The sequence below is a fragment of the Nocardioides limicola genome (genome assembly GCF_016827675.1).
Taxonomy (GTDB): Bacteria; Actinomycetota; Actinomycetes; order Propionibacteriales; family Nocardioidaceae; genus Nocardioides; species Nocardioides limicola.
The window spans coordinates 366,220-382,822 of the sequence record NZ_JAERJA010000001.1 but is presented as its reverse complement, the minus strand read 5'-3'; the positions used below and the strand labels follow the sequence as shown (position 1 = coordinate 382,822).

At 68.7% G+C, this 16,603-nt stretch carries 19 protein-coding genes and 4 tRNA genes; 19 read left to right on the top strand and 4 right to left on the bottom strand.

Annotated features, from left to right (window positions below; translation table 11 throughout):
• Nucleotide 1 precedes the first annotated feature (1 nt).
• From JKG67_RS01915 to JKG67_RS01900, 4 genes are all read left to right on the top strand, one after another.
• Entirely contained in the window at nt 2–973 is a 972-nt protein-coding gene (locus JKG67_RS01915) for a YihY/virulence factor BrkB family protein (protein WP_238997781.1), read from the top strand.
• A gap of 137 nt (nt 974–1,110) precedes the next feature.
• The gene (locus JKG67_RS01910; RefSeq protein WP_238997891.1) at nt 1,111–2,100 is read left to right on the top strand and encodes a potassium channel family protein; all 990 of its coding nucleotides are present in this window, start codon (nt 1,111–1,113) and stop codon (nt 2,098–2,100) included.
• Nucleotides 2,097–3,446, top strand: a complete 1,350-nt coding sequence (locus tag JKG67_RS01905) for a TrkH family potassium uptake protein (RefSeq protein ID WP_203335548.1) — start codon at nt 2,097–2,099, stop codon at nt 3,444–3,446. The genes JKG67_RS01910 and JKG67_RS01905 overlap by 4 nt, the downstream gene beginning before the upstream one ends.
• The gene (locus JKG67_RS01900) at nt 3,439–4,110 is read left to right on the top strand and encodes a potassium channel family protein (protein ID WP_238997780.1); all 672 of its coding nucleotides are present in this window, start codon (nt 3,439–3,441) and stop codon (nt 4,108–4,110) included. The genes JKG67_RS01905 and JKG67_RS01900 overlap by 8 nt, the downstream gene beginning before the upstream one ends.
• 255 nt (nt 4,111–4,365) lie before the next feature.
• On the opposite strand, the gene JKG67_RS01895 is transcribed toward JKG67_RS01900, so the two are convergent.
• The 3 genes from JKG67_RS01895 to JKG67_RS01885 form a co-directional block, all read right to left on the bottom strand.
• Nucleotides 4,366–4,440 (bottom strand) — tRNA-Val (locus JKG67_RS01895).
• 40 nt (nt 4,441–4,480) lie between these two features.
• Nucleotides 4,481–4,554, bottom strand: a tRNA-Cys gene (locus JKG67_RS01890).
• Nucleotides 4,555–4,584: 30 nt separating this feature from the next.
• Nucleotides 4,585–4,657 (bottom strand) — tRNA-Gly (locus JKG67_RS01885).
• Nucleotides 4,658–4,775: 118 nt separating this feature from the next.
• On the opposite strand from JKG67_RS01885, the gene JKG67_RS01880 reads away from it, so the two are divergent.
• Nucleotides 4,776–5,597, top strand: a complete 822-nt coding sequence (locus JKG67_RS01880) for an aminotransferase class IV (protein ID WP_203335547.1) — start codon at nt 4,776–4,778, stop codon at nt 5,595–5,597.
• A gap of 1 nt (nt 5,598) precedes the next feature.
• On the opposite strand, the gene JKG67_RS01875 is transcribed toward JKG67_RS01880, so the two are convergent.
• Complete coding sequence (locus JKG67_RS01875) at nt 5,599–6,027, bottom strand: SsgA family sporulation/cell division regulator (RefSeq protein WP_203335546.1); 429 nt, start codon at nt 6,025–6,027, stop codon at nt 5,599–5,601.
• 137 nt (nt 6,028–6,164) lie between these two features.
• Between JKG67_RS01875 and JKG67_RS01870 the strand changes: the two genes are divergently transcribed.
• The 14 genes from JKG67_RS01870 (at nt 6,165) to yajC (ending at nt 16,600) form a co-directional block, all read left to right on the top strand.
• Entirely contained in the window at nt 6,165–6,614 is a 450-nt protein-coding gene (locus JKG67_RS01870) for a PGPGW domain-containing protein (protein ID WP_203335545.1), read from the top strand.
• 83 nt (nt 6,615–6,697) lie between these two features.
• A tRNA-Val gene (locus JKG67_RS01865) sits at nt 6,698–6,772 on the top strand.
• A gap of 132 nt (nt 6,773–6,904) precedes the next feature.
• Nucleotides 6,905–8,914, top strand: a complete 2,010-nt coding sequence (gene thrS, locus JKG67_RS01860) for a threonine--tRNA ligase (RefSeq protein ID WP_203335544.1) — start codon at nt 6,905–6,907, stop codon at nt 8,912–8,914.
• A 2-nt stretch (nt 8,915–8,916) separates the two neighbouring features.
• The gene (locus tag JKG67_RS01855) at nt 8,917–9,486 is read left to right on the top strand and encodes an HIT family protein (RefSeq protein ID WP_307816379.1); all 570 of its coding nucleotides are present in this window, start codon (nt 8,917–8,919) and stop codon (nt 9,484–9,486) included.
• A gap of 110 nt (nt 9,487–9,596) precedes the next feature.
• Nucleotides 9,597–10,217, top strand: a complete 621-nt coding sequence (locus JKG67_RS01850) for a hypothetical protein (RefSeq protein ID WP_203335543.1) — start codon at nt 9,597–9,599, stop codon at nt 10,215–10,217.
• Nucleotides 10,218–10,234: 17 nt separating this feature from the next.
• Entirely contained in the window at nt 10,235–11,008 is a 774-nt protein-coding gene (locus JKG67_RS01845; protein ID WP_307816378.1) for an inositol monophosphatase family protein, read from the top strand.
• Between the two features lie 12 nt (nt 11,009–11,020).
• Nucleotides 11,021–11,635 carry a phosphatidylinositol phosphate synthase gene (gene pgsA, locus JKG67_RS01840; RefSeq protein ID WP_203335542.1) on the top strand — a complete coding sequence of 205 codons (615 nt, stop codon included), beginning with the start codon at nt 11,021–11,023 and terminating at the stop codon, nt 11,633–11,635.
• Nucleotides 11,636–11,655: 20 nt separating this feature from the next.
• Nucleotides 11,656–12,552: a pyridoxal 5'-phosphate synthase lyase subunit PdxS gene (gene pdxS, locus JKG67_RS01835; RefSeq protein ID WP_203335541.1), complete on the top strand. Its 897-nt coding sequence runs from the start codon at nt 11,656–11,658 to the stop codon at nt 12,550–12,552.
• 46 nt (nt 12,553–12,598) lie between these two features.
• The gene (gene pdxT, locus JKG67_RS01830; protein WP_307816377.1) at nt 12,599–13,171 is read left to right on the top strand and encodes a pyridoxal 5'-phosphate synthase glutaminase subunit PdxT; all 573 of its coding nucleotides are present in this window, start codon (nt 12,599–12,601) and stop codon (nt 13,169–13,171) included.
• Between the two features lie 42 nt (nt 13,172–13,213).
• Nucleotides 13,214–13,978 carry a YebC/PmpR family DNA-binding transcriptional regulator gene (locus JKG67_RS01825; RefSeq protein WP_203335539.1) on the top strand — a complete coding sequence of 255 codons (765 nt, stop codon included), beginning with the start codon at nt 13,214–13,216 and terminating at the stop codon, nt 13,976–13,978.
• Between the two features lie 76 nt (nt 13,979–14,054).
• Entirely contained in the window at nt 14,055–14,582 is a 528-nt protein-coding gene (gene ruvC, locus JKG67_RS01820; protein WP_203335538.1) for a crossover junction endodeoxyribonuclease RuvC, read from the top strand.
• Nucleotides 14,579–15,181: a Holliday junction branch migration protein RuvA gene (gene ruvA, locus JKG67_RS01815; RefSeq protein WP_203335537.1), complete on the top strand. Its 603-nt coding sequence runs from the start codon at nt 14,579–14,581 to the stop codon at nt 15,179–15,181. Before ruvC ends, ruvA begins: the two co-directional genes overlap by 4 nt.
• 2 nt (nt 15,182–15,183) lie before the next feature.
• Complete coding sequence (gene ruvB / locus JKG67_RS01810; protein ID WP_203335536.1) at nt 15,184–16,272, top strand: Holliday junction branch migration DNA helicase RuvB; 1,089 nt, start codon at nt 15,184–15,186, stop codon at nt 16,270–16,272.
• Nucleotides 16,273–16,309: 37 nt separating this feature from the next.
• Nucleotides 16,310–16,600, top strand: coding sequence for a preprotein translocase subunit YajC (yajC, locus tag JKG67_RS01805; RefSeq protein ID WP_203335535.1), 291 nt, complete (start codon nt 16,310–16,312; stop codon nt 16,598–16,600).
• Nucleotides 16,601–16,603: the final 3 nt, after the last annotated feature.

The following is a 16,603-nucleotide window of genomic DNA, read 5'->3' as shown; positions in this document are numbered from 1 at the left end:
CATGGGGTCTGCCGCTCGTCACGTGCTGGTGCGCAGGCCACAGCAGTTCGTGGAGATGCTGTGGCGAGTGGTGGTGACCACCGTCGGCTCCTGCATGCGGTATCGGGTCACCGGGCTGGCTGCCGAGGCGGCCTTCTTCGCGATCCTGTCGCTGCCTCCGCTGATCTTCGCGTTGACCGGCGCGATCGGTGTGGTGACCGAACGGATCCCCGACACCCGGGTGACCGACGTACGCCAAGCGGCGATCGACCTGTCCTCGCAGGCGTTCACCCAGCCGGTGGTGGACGGCATCATCACCCAGACCATCGACGAGGTGCTGGCCGGTGGCGTTCGCTACGACATCATCTCGATCGGCTTCGTGCTCGCGCTCTGGTCCGGCTCGCGGGCGTTGAACGTCTTCGTGGACACGATCACGATCATGCACGGCCTGGGCGGCCATCGGGGGATCGTCAAGACCAGGGCGCTGTCGTTCAGTCTCTATGCGCTCGGCCTGGTGGTCGGGATGGTGACCATCCCGCTGGTGGTCGCCGGCCCGACACTGGTGCGCGCCTGGGTGCCGGACCAGCTCTCGTTCCTGGAGGCGTTCTACTGGCCGACGGTGCTGGTGTCGTGCATCTTCTTCCTGGCGATGCTCTACCACATCTCGGTGCCGGTGCGGACGCACTGGAGTTTCAACCTGCCAGGCGCGATCTTCTCGCTGGTCTGCTGGGTGCTGGGCTCCTGGTTGCTGCGCTGGTTCCTGACCGCCACCTCCGCCGGTTCCACCTCCATCTATGGCCCGCTGGCCGCGCCGATCGCGGTGCTCATCTGGCTGTACATCGTCTCCATCGCGGTGCTGATCGGTGCCGCAGTGAACGCGGCGTTCGACGAGGTGTTCCCGCAGTTGACCACCACCCGGGCCCGTCGGGAGCTCGTGCAGCGGCTGCGGGGGCGGATGAGCAACGGGAACGGGAACGGGAACGAGAACGCCTGATCTCGGCCCGGTTGCACCGCACAGGCGGGGGAGTGGACTAGATTCGCCACGTGCCAGACGAATGGGCTCCGCGGGGCCGGATCCGCCTGCCCGAGCCGCCCCGGTCGCCATGGTGGCGGCTGTTGCGGCGGCTAGGGATGGCGCTGGGCATCGTCGCAGTCATGACGACGATCGTCTATTTCGATCGCCATGGGTACGAGGACTCTGCCGGTGACACGATCAGCCTGCTCGACGCGTTGTACTACACGACGGTCTCCCTGAGCACGACTGGCTACGGAGACATCTCACCGGTGACTCCTCTGGCGCGTGGAATCACGGCGTTCGTGATCACCCCGATGCGGATCGCGTTCCTGGTCCTGCTGGTCGGCGGCACCATGGAGATCCTGGCCACCGAGGGACGAGAGCGTCTCAGCATCTCCCGATGGAGGAAGCAGATGAGCAAGCAGAAGCACGTGGTGATCGTGGGCTACGGCACCAAGGGCCGCAGCGCGGCGACCACGCTGCTCGGCAACGGCTGGACCAAGGAGTCCATCGTCATCGTCGACCCGACCAGCGTGGCGATGGAGGACGCACACGCCGACGGCCTGGCCGTGGTCGCCGGCGACGCCACCCGACGTGAGGTGCTGCGCCGTGCCGGTGTCGGCCGTGCTGAGCAAGTGATCATCACCACCGATCGCGACGACACCAACGTGTTGGCCACGCTGACGGTGCGACAACTCAACCCGGGCGCCTGGATCATCGTCTCTGCCCGTGAGCACGAGAACACCTCGTTGATGAAGCAGAGCGGCGCCAACGCCGTGATCACCTCCTCCGACGCTGTCGGCCGGCTTCTCGGGCTCGCGTCGGTGTCGCCGTCACTCGGGCAGGTGATGGAGGACCTGCTCAGCTATGGCGATGGACTCGAGGTGGCCGAACGTGACCTGCTGGTGACCGAGGTCGGCAAGGCGCCGCAGTCGCTGCCCGACCAGGTGATCGCCGTGGTGCGCGACGAGCGCGTCTACCGCTACTTCGACCCGGTGGTCACCCAGTTGGCCCGCGGCGACCGGCTGATCGTGATCCGTTCGGCCCAGGAGTTGGCGTGGGCCCCCCGCCCCGGGACGCACGGCGAGGAGTCTGCAGCCCGGTGAGGCGGCAGACGGTCGCGCCTCGGCGGTTCTTCCGACACCCCTCGCAGGTGGTGGTCACCGCCTTCGCTGTGGTGATCGCGGTGGGAACGGCGCTGTTGATGCTGCCCTGGGCGCGCACCGGCCCCGAGGCGGCATCGTTCGTCGAGGCGCTCTTCACCTCCACCAGCGCGGTCTGCGTGACCGGGCTGATCATCGTTGACACGCCGACCTACTGGTCGCCGTTCGGGCAAGTGGTGATCCTGGCGCTCATCCAGGTCGGCGGCTTCGGGATCATGACCATGGCGTCGTTGCTCGGGCTGATTGTCGCGAGACGCCTCGGGCTCCGCTCACGGTTGACCGCGGCCGCCGAGACCAAGGCGATGGGGATCGGGGACATCCGCAGCGTGCTGGTCGGGGTCGCCAAGATCACCATCGTCTTCGAGGCAGCCACCGCCTTGTTCCTGTGGGTGCGACTGATGGTGGGGTACGACGAGGGGGTGGGCCGGGCGGCGTACCTGGCGGTCTTCCACTCCATCTCGGCGTTCAACAATGCCGGCTTCGCCCTCTACGAGGACTCCCTGGAACGGTTCGTGACCGACGCCTGGATCTGCCTGCCGATCGCGGTGGCGGTCATCTGTGGTGGTCTGGGCTTCCCAGTGATCATGGAGTTGTCGAGACGGGTGGCGCCGCGACATTGGAGCATCCACACCAAGCTCACCCTGTCGATGACTGTGGTGCTGTTGGTGGGTGGAACCGTGTTCATGGCGGCCAGCGAGTGGCGCAACCAGGCCACGCTGGGTGGTCTGGACACGCCGTACAAGCTGATGGCCTCCTTCTTCCATTCGGTGATGCCCCGGACGGCCGGCTTCAACAGCCTCGATGTGGGCGCTATGAATGAAGGCACCTGGCTGGGCACGATCGTGCTGATGTTCATCGGTGGCGGGTCCGCCGGGACCGCGGGCGGCATCAAGGTGACCACGTTCGTCATCCTGCTCTTCGTGATCATCGCCGAGGTCCGCGGCCAGCAGCAGGTGAACGCCTTCGACCGGCGGATCGGTGAGCGGGTGCAGCGCCAGGCTCTCACGGTGGCGCTGCTGTCCGTGGCCGCGGTCGTGGCCGCGTCGCTGGCACTGCTGGAGATGACCGACCACACCTTCGGCCGAGTGCTGTTTGAGGCCACCTCGGCGTTCGCGACGGTCGGCCTGTCCACCGGCATCACCGACGACCTCCCCGCAGCCGGCCATCTGCTGTTGGTGGGTCTGATGTTCCTGGGCCGACTCGGCCCGATCACTCTGGTGTCGGCGCTCGCCCTGCGCGAGCGACAGATCCGGCACACCCTTCCCGAAGAGAGGCCGATCATTGGCTAGCAAGACAGAGCGACTCGCCAAGAGTTGCGCGGTCATCGGACTGGGGCGATTCGGTCGCTCCCTGGCGCTGGAGTTGATGAAGGAGGGCGTCGAGGTCCTCGGCATCGACACCGATGAGCGGGTGGTCCAGTCACTGGCCGGCCGGCTGACCCATGTCGTCGCCGCCGACTCCACCGACGAAGAGGCCCTCAGGCAACTGTCGGTGCATGAGTTCAAGCGGGCGGTGGTCGGGATCGGCACCAACGTCGAGGCCAGCATCCTGACCACCTCGATCCTGGTCGAGATGGGCATCCCGGATGTGTGGGGCAAGGCGATGACGCATGCCCATGCCAGGATCCTGAGCAAGGTGGGCGCACACCATGTGGTCCGGCCCGAGCACGACATGGGCCGGCGGGTGGCGCACTTGGTGCGGGGCAGCCTGCTGGACTACATCGAGTTCGACGACGGCTACGCCCTGGCGAAGACCTCACCGCCCAGTGAACTGTGGGACCGACCGTTGGGCGAGAGCCGTCCCCGCACCGACTACGGCGTCACCATCGTCGGCGTGAAGAGGCTCGGCAGCGAGTTCACCTACGCGACCCCCGAGACGGTGCCGCAACGGGGCGACCTGATCATCGTCGCGGGCCCTCGGGAACTGGTGGAGAAGTTCAGCGCGCGCCGATGAAGCGCTGACTCGCGAGGCGAGAGCGGGGCGAACGGGTGCCGGGCGGCGAGGAGTGGCCGGTCGAGCTCCGGCGCGAGATCACCAGGCACCGCAGCGCAGCGCAGCGCAGGGGACCGACAATCGGTGCTCATGCGCAGTTGGCGGGGGGTTCGAGCCGGTTCCGGCGCCGCGAGGGGTGCACGTGTGCAGTTTGCGGGAGCGGGAGCCTGCGCCGGAAACAGTTCGAGGCCCCGACGAGGGCCTCGAGTGCGGTACTGGTGGGCGATACTGGGTTTGAACCAGTGACCTCTTCCGTGTCAAGGAAGCGCGCTACCACTGCGCCAATCGCCCTCTGTGGAGTTGTATCCCAGCCGAACTCTACGGGGGCTGGTGGAGGTGGGTACGGGATTTGAACCCGTGTAGACGGATTTGCAGTCCGTTGCCTCGCCTCTCGGCCAACCCACCGTGGAGGCCCGGCCGATAAAGACCTCTCCGAGCGGACGACGAGGCTCGAACTCGCGACCTCAACCTTGGCAAGGTTGCGCTCTACCAACTGAGCTACGTCCGCCTGCGCTCCGACCAGCCGGTCGGCGTGCGTGGAGAACACTAGCCGAACACCCCGGGGGTGCAAAATCAGGGGTCCTACCGCGTGTTGACCCATCCCCGAGCCACCTAGAGTTGGGGCTATGCGCGTGTGGATCGACGGCCAACTCCTCCCTGACCCGCAGGATGCCGCAGTCACTGTCAGCGACCACGGCCTGACCGTGGGCGACGGCGTCTTCGAGACGTTGAAGGTGCTGGACGGAGTCCCGTTCGCGCTCAGTCGGCACCTGGACCGACTCGACCGCTCCGCTGCCGGCCTCGGGTTGGAGAGTCCCGACCATGCGCAGGTCCGGGACGCGGTGTCCGCGGTCCTCAACGGCACCGAGTGGCCACTGGGACGGCTCCGGATCACCCTGACCGGCGGGCCTGCTCCGATGGGCTCAGGGCGCGGCGACGCGGCACCCACGCTGATCGTGGTGGCCGGTCCCATGGAGCCACAGCCACCGACCACGGCCGTGGTCACCGTCCCGTGGACCCGCAACGAGCGCAGCGCCGTCGCCGGCCTCAAGACCACGTCGTACGCCGAGAACGTGGTGGCCCTGGCCCGGGCCACCGCTGCCGGGGCCTCGGAGGCGATCCTGGCGAACACGGTCGGCAACCTCTGCGAGGGCACCGGCACCAACATCTTCTACGCCGTCGACGGCGAGCTCCGGACGCCGAGCCTCGCGACGGGATGCCTGGCCGGCATCACCCGCGAACTGGTCCTCGACTGGCACGGCGCCGTCGAGGCCGAGGACCCGGCCTCAGTGCTCGACGAGGCCGACGAGGTCTTCCTCACCTCATCGACGCGCGACGTCCAGGCCGTCGTTCGCATCGATGACCGCCGGTTGGACGGGCCAGGGGAACTGACCCGCGCGGTCCAGGAGAGTTGGGTTCGGCACTGCGCCGACACCCTCGACCCCTGATTCAGCCGAGGAGTTGAAGCACCAACGTGTCCAGGTCGAGGAAGTCGGACTCCTGACCCAGGGGCACCAACTCCTGGGAGTCGGTCACGAACGTGGCCACCGCGTCGAGCGGCGCCTGCGCGAGGAGTTCGCCCTCGGGGGAGCGCAACTCCACCATCAACACCATGCCTCCGGTCGGGGACGGGCACGGCCACAAGGCCACGTCGCCTTCGCCGGCCGGTGCGCGCAGCCCCTGAGCGAGCAGGTCACGACCGAACTCCCAGCGCACGTCGGTGTCGCGGGTGTGGAAGGTGACGGCCACCGAGTAGGGCGTGATCGGGTCATAGCTGAAGGTGGCCGCGAGCGGTGTCGCCCGGCCGTGGTCGTCCACGCAGTCGAAAACCACCGGGCGCGCGAGCACCTGGGTCCGACTGTCCGACGATTCCCTCATCCATGCCTCCTCGACTGGTTCTGTGAGAAGAGACGTTCCGCAACGGCAGCCATGACGCGCATCGCTCGTCGCTGTGTCACGCCTCACCCGCCGCTGGCTAATCTGGTCTGGTCGGCTGGAGAGGACGGACGGTGGCGATGGCACGGCCCAGATGGCGGGACCCGGTCCGCTACCGCAGGCTGCACGCGCTGCTGCACTCCAACCCGCTCACCGGGCTGCTCACGAAGGTGGTCGTGACCCTCGTCGGCACGTTGGTGGTGCTGCTGGGGGTGGTGATGCTGGTCACTCCCGGACCCGGGCTGGTGACGATCGTGGTGGGTCTGCTCATCCTGTCCGCGGAATGGGAGTGGGCGCGCCGATGGCTGCGGGTGGCCCGGACTCGACTGCAGCAGGCCGCCCTGCGTGCGCGGGAGATGGACCCGGCCCTGCGACTACGCCGGCTGATCCACATCGGATCGGCGACCATCGCCGTCACCGCGGTGGCCGTGGTGCTGGTGATCGCATTCGGCTGGCCGGAATCCATCCTCTCGGCCTGGTCCTGGGCCCAACAGCACGTGGCGTTCCTGCCCGACCTGCCGGGTCGATGAAGCCGGGGGCACCTCTCGTTGTGAGTCCGGCGCAGCGATGCGCTACAGTTTCGGCTGCCGACTCCCCTTGCGGGTCGGAGGGCGGGCGATTGGCGCAGTGGTAGCGCGCTTCGTTCACACCGAAGAGGTCACTGGTTCGAACCCAGTATCGCCCACCAGCAGCCCCCGGATCCATGCCGATCCGGGGGTGCTCGCGTTCCGGGGGCCCCGCAAACCCATGCACGGACCGGGGGCGGGCCCCGATAGCATCGGCACCCGACGTACCCACGCCATCACTAGGAGCCTCAGCCGTGTCCGACATCAAGGTCGCCCTCGTCCACGCCGATGCGCGCGAGGAACGGACCGTCACCGCGGGCACCAAGGCGTGGGAGCTCTTCGCCGAGGACCGGGACGTGATCGCAGCCCGGGTCGATGGCGAGCTCCGAGACCTGGCCCACGACCTCGCCGACGGCGCGGTGGTCGAGTCGGTCCCGATCGACAGCGACGACGGACGCAACATCCTGCGTCACTCCTGTGCGCACGTGCTCGCCCAGGCGGTGCAGGACCTCTTCCCCGACGCCAAGCTGGGCATCGGCCCACCGGTGGAGAACGGCTTCTACTACGACTTCGACGTGGAGACCCCGTTCACCCCCGACGACCTGACCAAGCTCGAGACCCGGATGCGCAAGATCATCAAGGAGAACCAGCGGTTCTCCCGGCGGGTCACCGACGATGACGCCGCTCGCGAGGAGTTGGCAGGGGAGCCGTACAAGCTCGAGTTGATCGGCCTGAAGGGCGAGGCCGGCACCGCCGCCGAAGGTGCCTCCGCCGAGGTCGGCGCCGGCGAGCTCACCATCTACGACAACCTGGACCGCAACGGCGAGGTGGTCTGGAAGGACCTGTGCCGCGGACCGCACCTGCCGACCACCAAGCGGATCCCCGCGTTCAAGCTGATGCGCACCGCGGCGGCGTACTGGCGCGGCGACGAGAAGAACAAGCAGTTGCAGCGGATCTACGGCACGGCCTGGGAGTCCAAGGAGGCCCTCGACGCGCACCTGCACCGGCTCGAGGAGGCCGAGAAGCGCGACCATCGCAAGCTCGGCCGCGAGCTGGACCTCTTCAGCTTCCCCGACGAGATCGGCTCGGGCCTGGCCGTCTTCCACCCCAAGGGTGGCGTGCTGCGCACGCAGATGGAGGACTACTCCCGGCGGCGGCACACCGAGGAGGGCTACGAGTTCGTCTACTCCCCGCACATCACCAAGGGTGAGCTGTTCCAGACCTCGGGCCACCTGGACTGGTACGCCGACGGCATGTATCCGCCGATGCACATGGACGAGGCGCGCGACCACGAGGGCAAGGTCGTCAAGCCCGGCCAGGACTACTACCTCAAGCCGATGAACTGCCCGTTCCACTGCCTGATCTTCAAGTCCCGGGGCCGCTCCTACCGTGAGCTGCCGCTGCGGCTCTTCGAGTTCGGGACGGTCTATCGGTACGAGAAGTCCGGTGTCGTGCACGGCCTGACCCGCGTCCGCGGGATGACCCAGGACGACGCCCACCTCTATGTGACCCGCGAGCAGCTCCACGACGAACTCAGCCGCACGCTCACCTTCGTGCTGGGACTGCTCCGCGACTACGGACTCGAGGACTTCTACCTCGAGCTCTCCACCAAGGACCCCGAGAAGTACGTCGGCGACGACGCGATCTGGGAGGAGGCCACCGAGACGCTGCGGCAGGTGGCGGCCGCCTCCGGCCTGGAACTGGTGCCGGACCCCGGTGGCGCCGCGTTCTACGGCCCGAAGATCTCCGTGCAGGCACGCGACGCGATCGGCCGCACCTGGCAGATGTCCACCGTCCAACTGGACTTCAACCTCCCCGAACGGTTCGACCTGGAGTACGCCGCATCCGACGGCTCCCGGCAGCGGCCGGTGATGATCCACCGGGCCCTCTTCGGCTCCATCGAACGGTTCCTCGGGGTGCTGGTGGAGCACTACGCCGGCGCGTTCCCGCCGTGGCTGGCGCCGGTCCAGGTGCAGGGCATCCCGATCGCCGAGCGGCACAGCGACTACCTCATCGAGGTCGCCGGCCGGATGACCGCCCAGGGACTCCGGGTCGAGGTGGACACCTCCGACGACCGGATGCAGAAGAAGATCCGCAATGCGCAACTGCAGAAGGTGCCGTTCATGATGATCGCCGGCGACGAGGACGTCGCCGCCGGCGCGGTCTCCTTCCGTTACCGGGACGGACGCCAGGACAACGGCGTCCCGGTCGACGAGGCGATCGCTCGGGTCGCCGCGGCGGTGGCGGCCCGGGAACAGGTCTGACCGTGACCGAGCCAGGATCAGGGGCGGATGTGCCGGGCGAGTCGCTGAGCCAGGACGGGATCGGGGAGTCCGACGAGTTGGACCGGCTGTGGACCCCGCACCGGATGGCCTACATCCGTGGCGAGAACAAGCCCACCGACCCCTCGGCGGGGGAGTGTCCCTTCTGCAGGATCCCGCAGATGGGCGATGCTGAAGGCCTGGTCGTACACCGTGGGTCGTTGACGTACGCGGTCCTCAACCTCTATCCCTACTCGCCCGGTCACCTGATGATCTGCCCCTACCGGCACATCCCCGACTACACCGACACCACCGACGACGAGGCCGCCGAGATCGCCGACCTGACCCGGACCGCGATGCGCACCATCCGCCGGGTCTCCGGCGCCCACGGGTTCAACCTGGGGATGAACCAGGGCGCGATCGCCGGTGCCGGGATCTCCGCGCACCTGCACCAGCACGTCGTACCGCGGTGGTCGGGGGACCAGAACTTCATGCCCATCATCGGACGCACCAAGACCCTGCCCGAACTGCTGACCGACACTCAGGAGCTGCTCGCCCAGGCGTGGGGGGACTGACCTCCTTCGGAGGCTACTCGCCGGTCAGGTGTTGCCCTACCGGCCGGTCGGGGGCAAGGTGGAGGTCACGGGCCGCACCGCCCGGTGCGGACCGCACCCGGGAGGCAGTCATGTTTGCTCGATCGATCTCGATCATGGGGGATCCGAACGCTCTGGACGGGGCCATCGCGTATGTCCGTCAGGACGTGATCGTCTCGGTGATGGCCTGCGACGGCGCCATCGGGCTGTCCATGCTGAGCGACCGCGAGACCGGCCACTGCATCGTCACCAGCTCGTGGCGCGATGCCGAGTCGATGCACGCCAGCCGCGCGGACCTCGCCCCGGTACGGATGCGCACCGGCGACATCCTCGGCTCACCGCCGCAGACCGAGGAGTGGGAGGTGGCGGTGATGCACCGTGACCACCACAGCATGGAGGGAGCGTGCTGTCGGGCCACCTGGCTCCGCTTCGACAAGGGCACCATGGATCAGGCGCTGGACGTCTATCGCTACGTGATCCTGCCCGCCTTGGAGGAACTCGACGGTTTCGGTAGCGCCAGCCTGTTGATCAACAAGGAGCTGGGACGCGCCTGCAGCACCGTCACCTTCGACACGCGCGAGGCGATGGAGGCGTCCCGGGAGCGGTCGTGGGCGATCCGGGAGCACGGCATCCGGGAAACCGGCGTCGACGTCCTGGACACGGCCGAGTACGACCTCGTCGTCGCCCACCTGCACCTGCCTGAGATGGTCTGATGCCCTAACGTGGCGGCGTGATCACGCCCCCCGAACCACACGACGTCACGCTCGCCGCCGAGGTGGTGCAGGGGGCCGGTCGGCTCGCGCACCGGATGCGGTACGACGGACTGTCGGTGTCCACCAAGACCTCGAACTCCGACCTGGTCACCGCCGCCGACCATGCCGCCGAGGAACTGGTGGTGTCCCTGCTGGTGGCCGCCTGCCCCGACGACGCGATCGTGGGGGAGGAGGGCAGCGACCGGCGCGGCACCTCGGGCCGGGACTGGGTCGTCGACCCGGTCGACGGCACCTGGAACTTCGTGCACGGTCTGGACCACTGGTGCTCCGCGGTCGCGCTCCGCGACCCGGACGGGATCCGGCTGGGTGCCGTGCACCACCCGGCCTCCGACCGGGTCTGGGTGGGCGGGCCCGGGTTGCGCACCACGGTCGACGGGGTCGAGCTGCCGCTGCTCGACGACCTGCCGCTGGCTGAGGTGGGCATCGCCACCTACTTGCACCCCACCGACACCCACGTGGACCCGATCGCCACCCCCTGGCGACGGGTCTCCGCCGCCGCGGCCACGGTCCGGGTGCTCGGGTCGGCCTCGATGGACATGGTGTCGGTGGCGTCGGGCGGGCTGGGCTGTTGGGCGCAACACAGCCTCGCCGACTGGGACCTGCTGCCGGGGCTGGCGCTGGTGCTCGGTGTAGGAGGCACCTACCAGCAGGTGGACGTGGGCGGCGTGACCTGGACGGTCGCTGGCCGCCCGACGGCCGTCGCTGAGGCGGTCGCGCTGCTCCGCGGGTAGTCTGCGGCCACCATGATGGAACACTTCCGGGCCTTCTTCACCGCTCTGCTCAGCCCCGTCGCCAAGCTCCTGCTCGCACTCCGGATCAGCCCCGACGCGGTCACCATCGTCGGCACCCTCGGCGTTGCCGCCGGCGCGCTGGTCTTCTTCCCGCGCGGGGAGCTGCTCACCGGGGTGCTGGTGATCACCGCGTTCGTCTTCTCCGACCTGATCGACGGACACATGGCCAGGCTGTCCGGCCGGACCAGCAGGTTCGGCGCGTTCCTGGACTCGACGCTGGACCGGATCGGTGACGGCGCGATCTTCGGCGGCCTGGTCCTCTACTTCGCCGGCCCCGGCGACTCACGCCTGTACCTGACACTGACGCTCGTGTGCCTGGTGATGGGATCGGTGACCTCCTACGCCCGGGCCCGGGCCGAGTCCCTGGGATTCACCGCCAAGGTCGGGATCGCCGAGCGCGCCGACCGACTCGTCGCCATCCTGGTCGCCACCGGCCTCTCGGCCATCTTCGACGTCCCGGGCATCCTGTACGCCGTGCTGTGGGCGTTGGCGGTGGCCAGCACCATCACCGTCGTACAGCGGACCTGGGTGGTCCACCGGCAGGCCTCGGCGGCAAGCGCCCCGTAGCCCGCCGGTAGGCTTGAGGCATGGCAACCGAAACTTCCACCACGGGCACTCCTGGCGTCAAGCGCGGCATGGCGGAGATGCTCAAGGGCGGCGTCATCATGGACGTCGTCACCCCCGATCAGGCCAAGATCGCCGAGGACGCAGGAGCCGTGGCAGTGATGGCGCTGGAGCGCGTCCCCGCTGACATCCGCGCCCAGGGTGGCGTCTCCCGGATGAGCGACCCGGACATGATCGACGGCATCATCGAGGCCGTCTCGATCCCGGTGATGGCCAAGGCCCGGATCGGTCACTTCGTCGAGGCCCAGGTGTTGCAGTCCCTCGGCGTGGACTACATCGACGAGTCCGAGGTGTTGACCCCGGTCGACTACGAGAACCACATCGACAAGTGGGCCTTCACGGTTCCGTTCGTGTGCGGTGCCACCAACCTCGGTGAGGCGCTGCGCCGGATCACCGAGGGAGCGGCGATGATCCGCTCCAAGGGCGAGGCCGGCACCGGGGACGCCTCCAACGCGGTCACCCACATGCGCACCCTGCGCTCCCAGATCCGTCGTCTCGCCACCCTGTCGGCCGACGAGCTCTACGTGGCTGCCAAGGAGTTGCAGGCGCCGTACGAGCTGGTGAAGGAGGTTGCCGGGACCGGCAAGCTCCCGGTGGTGCTGTTCACCGCCGGTGGCATCGCCACCCCGGCCGACGCCGCCTTGATGATGCAGCTCGGCGCCGAGGGCGTCTTCGTCGGCTCGGGCATCTTCAAGTCCGGCAACCCGGCCCAGCGTGCCGAGGCGATCGTCAAGGCCACCACCTTCTTCGACGACCCCGACGTCCTGGCCAAGGTCTCCCGCGGCCTGGGTGAGGCGATGGTCGGGATCAACGTCGAGGACATCCCGCAGCCGCACCGGCTCGCCGAACGCGGTTGGTGACCCGACCCCCGGTCCGGGCCACCGGCAACCTCGTCAGGAGTCACCGGTGCCGTTGACCATCGGAGTTCTCGCGCTGCAGGGCGACGTGCGCGAGCATCTCACCTCGTTGACGGCTCTCGGCGTCACCGCCATCGGCGTACGACGCGTAGCCGAACTGGATGGCTGCGATGGGCTGGTGCTGCCCGGTGGCGAGTCCACGACGATCGCCAAGCTGGCCAGGATCTTCGACCTCGACGACGCGATCCGGAGCCGGATCGCCGGCCAGATGCCGGTCTTCGGCACCTGCGCCGGGATGATCCTGCTGGCCGATCGGATCCGGGACGGCGCGGCGGGGCAGGAGACCTTCGGCGGCATCGACATGACGGTGCGCCGCAACGCCTTCGGTCGTCAGGTGGACTCTTTCGAGGACGAGCTGAGCGTCACCGGAGTCGCCGGCCCGGTGCATGCGGTCTTCATCCGGGCGCCGTGGGTCGAGGAGACCGGCCCCGGTGTCGAGGTGCTGGCCACCGCCAGCGACCACCCGGTGGTGGTGCGCCAGGGGCCGCTGCTGGCCACGTCGTTCCACCCCGAGGTCGATGACGACGGACGGCTGCACCGGCTCTTCCTGGAAGGGTTCTAGGATCGACAGTGCACCGATGAAGCGACGAATGAAGAGGTTCTGATGTCTGGCCACTCCAAATGGGCGACGACCAAGCACAAGAAGGCGGTCATCGACGCCAAACGGGGCAAACTCTTCGCCAAACTCATCAAGAACATCGAGGTGGCCGCCCGGCAGGGTGGCGGTGACCTGGCCGGCAACCCGACGCTCTTCGACGCCGTCCAGAAGGCGAAGAAGTCCTCGGTCCCCAACGACAACATCGATCGGGCCGTCAAGCGGGGCTCCGGTGCGGAGGCCGGCGGCGCCGACTACTCCACCATCATGTACGAGCTCTACGGTCCGCAGGGCGTCGCGTTCCTGGTCGAGTGCCTCACCGACAACAAGAACCGCGCCGCGATGGAGGTGCGTACGGCGGTGACCCGCAACGGCGGCACGATGGCCGACCCGGGGTCGGTCTCCCGCCTCTTTGAGCGCAAGGGCGTGGTGGTGCTCGCCAAGGAGTCCGAGGGCACCCAGGTCTCCGAGGACGACGTGTTGGAAGCGACGCTGGACGCAGGCGCCGAGGAGGTCAACGACCTCGGCGACGCCTGGGAGGTGCTCAGCGAAGCGACCGACGTGGTCGACGTCCGCCAGGCACTGCAGGCCGCCAACCTCGACTACGACTCCGCGGACGTGCACTTCGTGGCCAGCCTGGAGATTCCGGTCGACGCCGACGCCGCGGCCAAGGTGTTCCGCCTGGTCGATGCTCTTGAGGACCTGGACGACGTACAGAACGTGTTCACCAATGTCAGCGTCTCGGACGAGGTGATGGCGGCGCTCGAAGGGTGATCCGCGTGTCGGGCCCCGGAACGTCGCACCCCCTTGTTAACCTCCGAACAGGTGTTCGGACGAGAAGGGTGACACGATGCGAGTGCTCGGGGTTGATCCAGGGCTGACCCGCTGCGGCATCGGCGTGGTCGAAGGGCTGGTGGGACGACCGCTGTCCCTCATCGACGTCAATGTCATCCGCACCTCGGCCGACCGGCCGGTCGCGGAGCGGCTGGTCACCATCGAGAAGGGCATCGACGCCTGGCTCGACGAGTACGCACCGGACGCCGTGGCGGTGGAACGTGTCTTCGCCCGCTCCGACGTGAGCACGGTGATGGGCACCGCCCAGGCGTCCGGTATCGCCATGGTGGCGGCCGCCCGGCGCGGGATCCCGGTGGCACTGCACACCCCCAGCGAGGTCAAGGCCGCGGTCACCGGCAGCGGACGGGCGCAGAAGGCGCAGGTGGCCGCCATGGTGGCGCGCATCCTCCGCCTGGACTCACCACCGAAGCCCGCGGATGCCTCGGATGCGCTGGCCCTGGCGATCTGCCACGTCTGGCGCGGGGGAGCCCAGAATCGACTGGAACAGGCCGTCGCCGCGGCCAGGACGGGGAGAACCGCATGATCAACTTCGTCCGCGGCCGGGTCGCCGACCTGACGGTGACCAGCGCCGTGCTGGAGGTGGGTGGCCTCGGCATCGAGGTCATCTGCACCCCGCAGACGATCGCCGCGCTCCGCCCCGGGACCGAGGCCCTGGTGCCCACCAGCCTGGTGGTCCGCGAGGACTCGATGACGCTCTTCGGGTTCTCCGATGACGACGAGCGGGTGACCTTCGAGCTGCTGCAGACCGCCAGTGGCGTCGGCCCCAAGCTGGCTCAGGCGATGCTCGCGGTGCTCAGCCCCGACCAGTTGCGGGTCGCGGTAGCCGGTGAGGACGTCAAGACGCTGACCGCCGTGCCGGGGATCGGCCAGAAGGGCGCTCAACGGATCATCCTCGAACTCAAGGACCGGATCGGCGCACCGGCCGGCGGCGCCAGCCTCGCCACGACCAGCGTCGACGGGACGCACGCCTGGAAGGGGCAGGTCCAGCAGGCCCTGATCGGGTTGGGCTGGTCGACCAAGGAGGCCGAGAAGGCGATCAACGCCGTGGAGTCCCAAGCCGGTGACAGTCCCGACGTACCGGCCCTGCTGCGGGCAGCGCTGCGCGCCTTGAGCAAGGCCTGAGCATGTACGAGGAGAGCCTGGACGCCGCCGAGGAGACGCACCTGCGGTCGCTCACCACCGCCGAGGCCGACGGCGACGAACGTGCCGTCGAAGCCGCACTGCGCCCCAAGTCGCTCGACGAGGTGGTCGGCCAGGAGCGGGTCCGCGAGCAGCTCGGCCTCGTCCTGGAGGCGGCCCGGCTGCGGGCCCGCACCCCCGACCACGTGCTCCTCTCAGGGCCACCGGGTCTGGGGAAGACCACCCTGGCGATGATCATCGCCGCCGAGATGAGCGCGCCGCTGCGGCTGACCAGCGGCCCCGCGATCACCCATGCCGGCGACCTGGCCGCCATCCTGTCCGGCCTCAACGAGGGCGACGTCCTCTTCGTCGACGAGATCCACCGGATGTCCCGGCCAGCCGAAGAGATGCTCTACATGGCGATGGAGGACTTCCGTGTCGACGTGGTCATCGGCAAGGGTCCGGGCGCCACCGCCATCCCGCTGGAGATCCCGCCGTTCACGCTGGTCGGGGCCACCACCAGGGCCGGACTGCTGCCGGGTCCGTTGCGCGATCGGTTCGGATTCACCGCCCATCTGGAGTTCTACGAGGCCCACGACCTCGACCGCATCGTGCAGAGGTCCGCTGCGCTGCTGGAGATCGAGGCTCGTCCCGAAGGCACCGCAGAGATCGCCTCCCGGTCCCGGGGCACGCCGCGGATCGCGAACCGCTTGCTGCGCCGGGTCCGTGACTACGCCCAGGTCCGGGCCGATGGCGTCGTCACCGTCGACGTGTCACGCACGGCTCTCGAGCTCTACGAGGTGGACACCTCGGGCCTGGACCGACTCGACCGGGCGGTCCTCGACGTGCTGTGTCGCCGATTCGGCGGCGGACCGGTCGGGGTCAGCACCTTGGCCGTGGCCGTGGGGGAGGAGCGGGAGACCGTCGAGGAGGTCGCCGAGCCGTTCCTGGTGCGCCTGGGGCTGCTCGCTCGGACCCCACGCGGCCGGATCGCGACGCCCGCCGCGTGGGAGCACCTGGGTCTGGCTGTGCCCCCGACCGCGGAGCCCACCCTCTTCGACCCGGCTGGGCATGAGGACATGGAGTCAGAGTAGGATCCGTCCGATCCCCACCCCAGGAAGGCCTGCTTTCGTGGAACTGCTTCTGCCCATCGCCCTGATCGCCATGTTCTGGTTCCTGCTGATCGCCCCGCAGCGGCGCCGCAGCCGGAAGATGGCCGAGGTCCAGGCCGGGCTGCAGCCCGGCATCCGGGTGATGCTCTCGGCCGGCATCTTCGGCACCGTCGACAGGATCGACGAGGACAGCGCGACCGTCCACGTCCAGGTCGCCGACGGTGTCATCCTCGAAGTGGTCCGGGGGGCCGTGGTCGAGATCGCCCAGGAGTTCCCCCAGCCGGACGGCGAGCAGCCCGAGGAAGCCTGACCC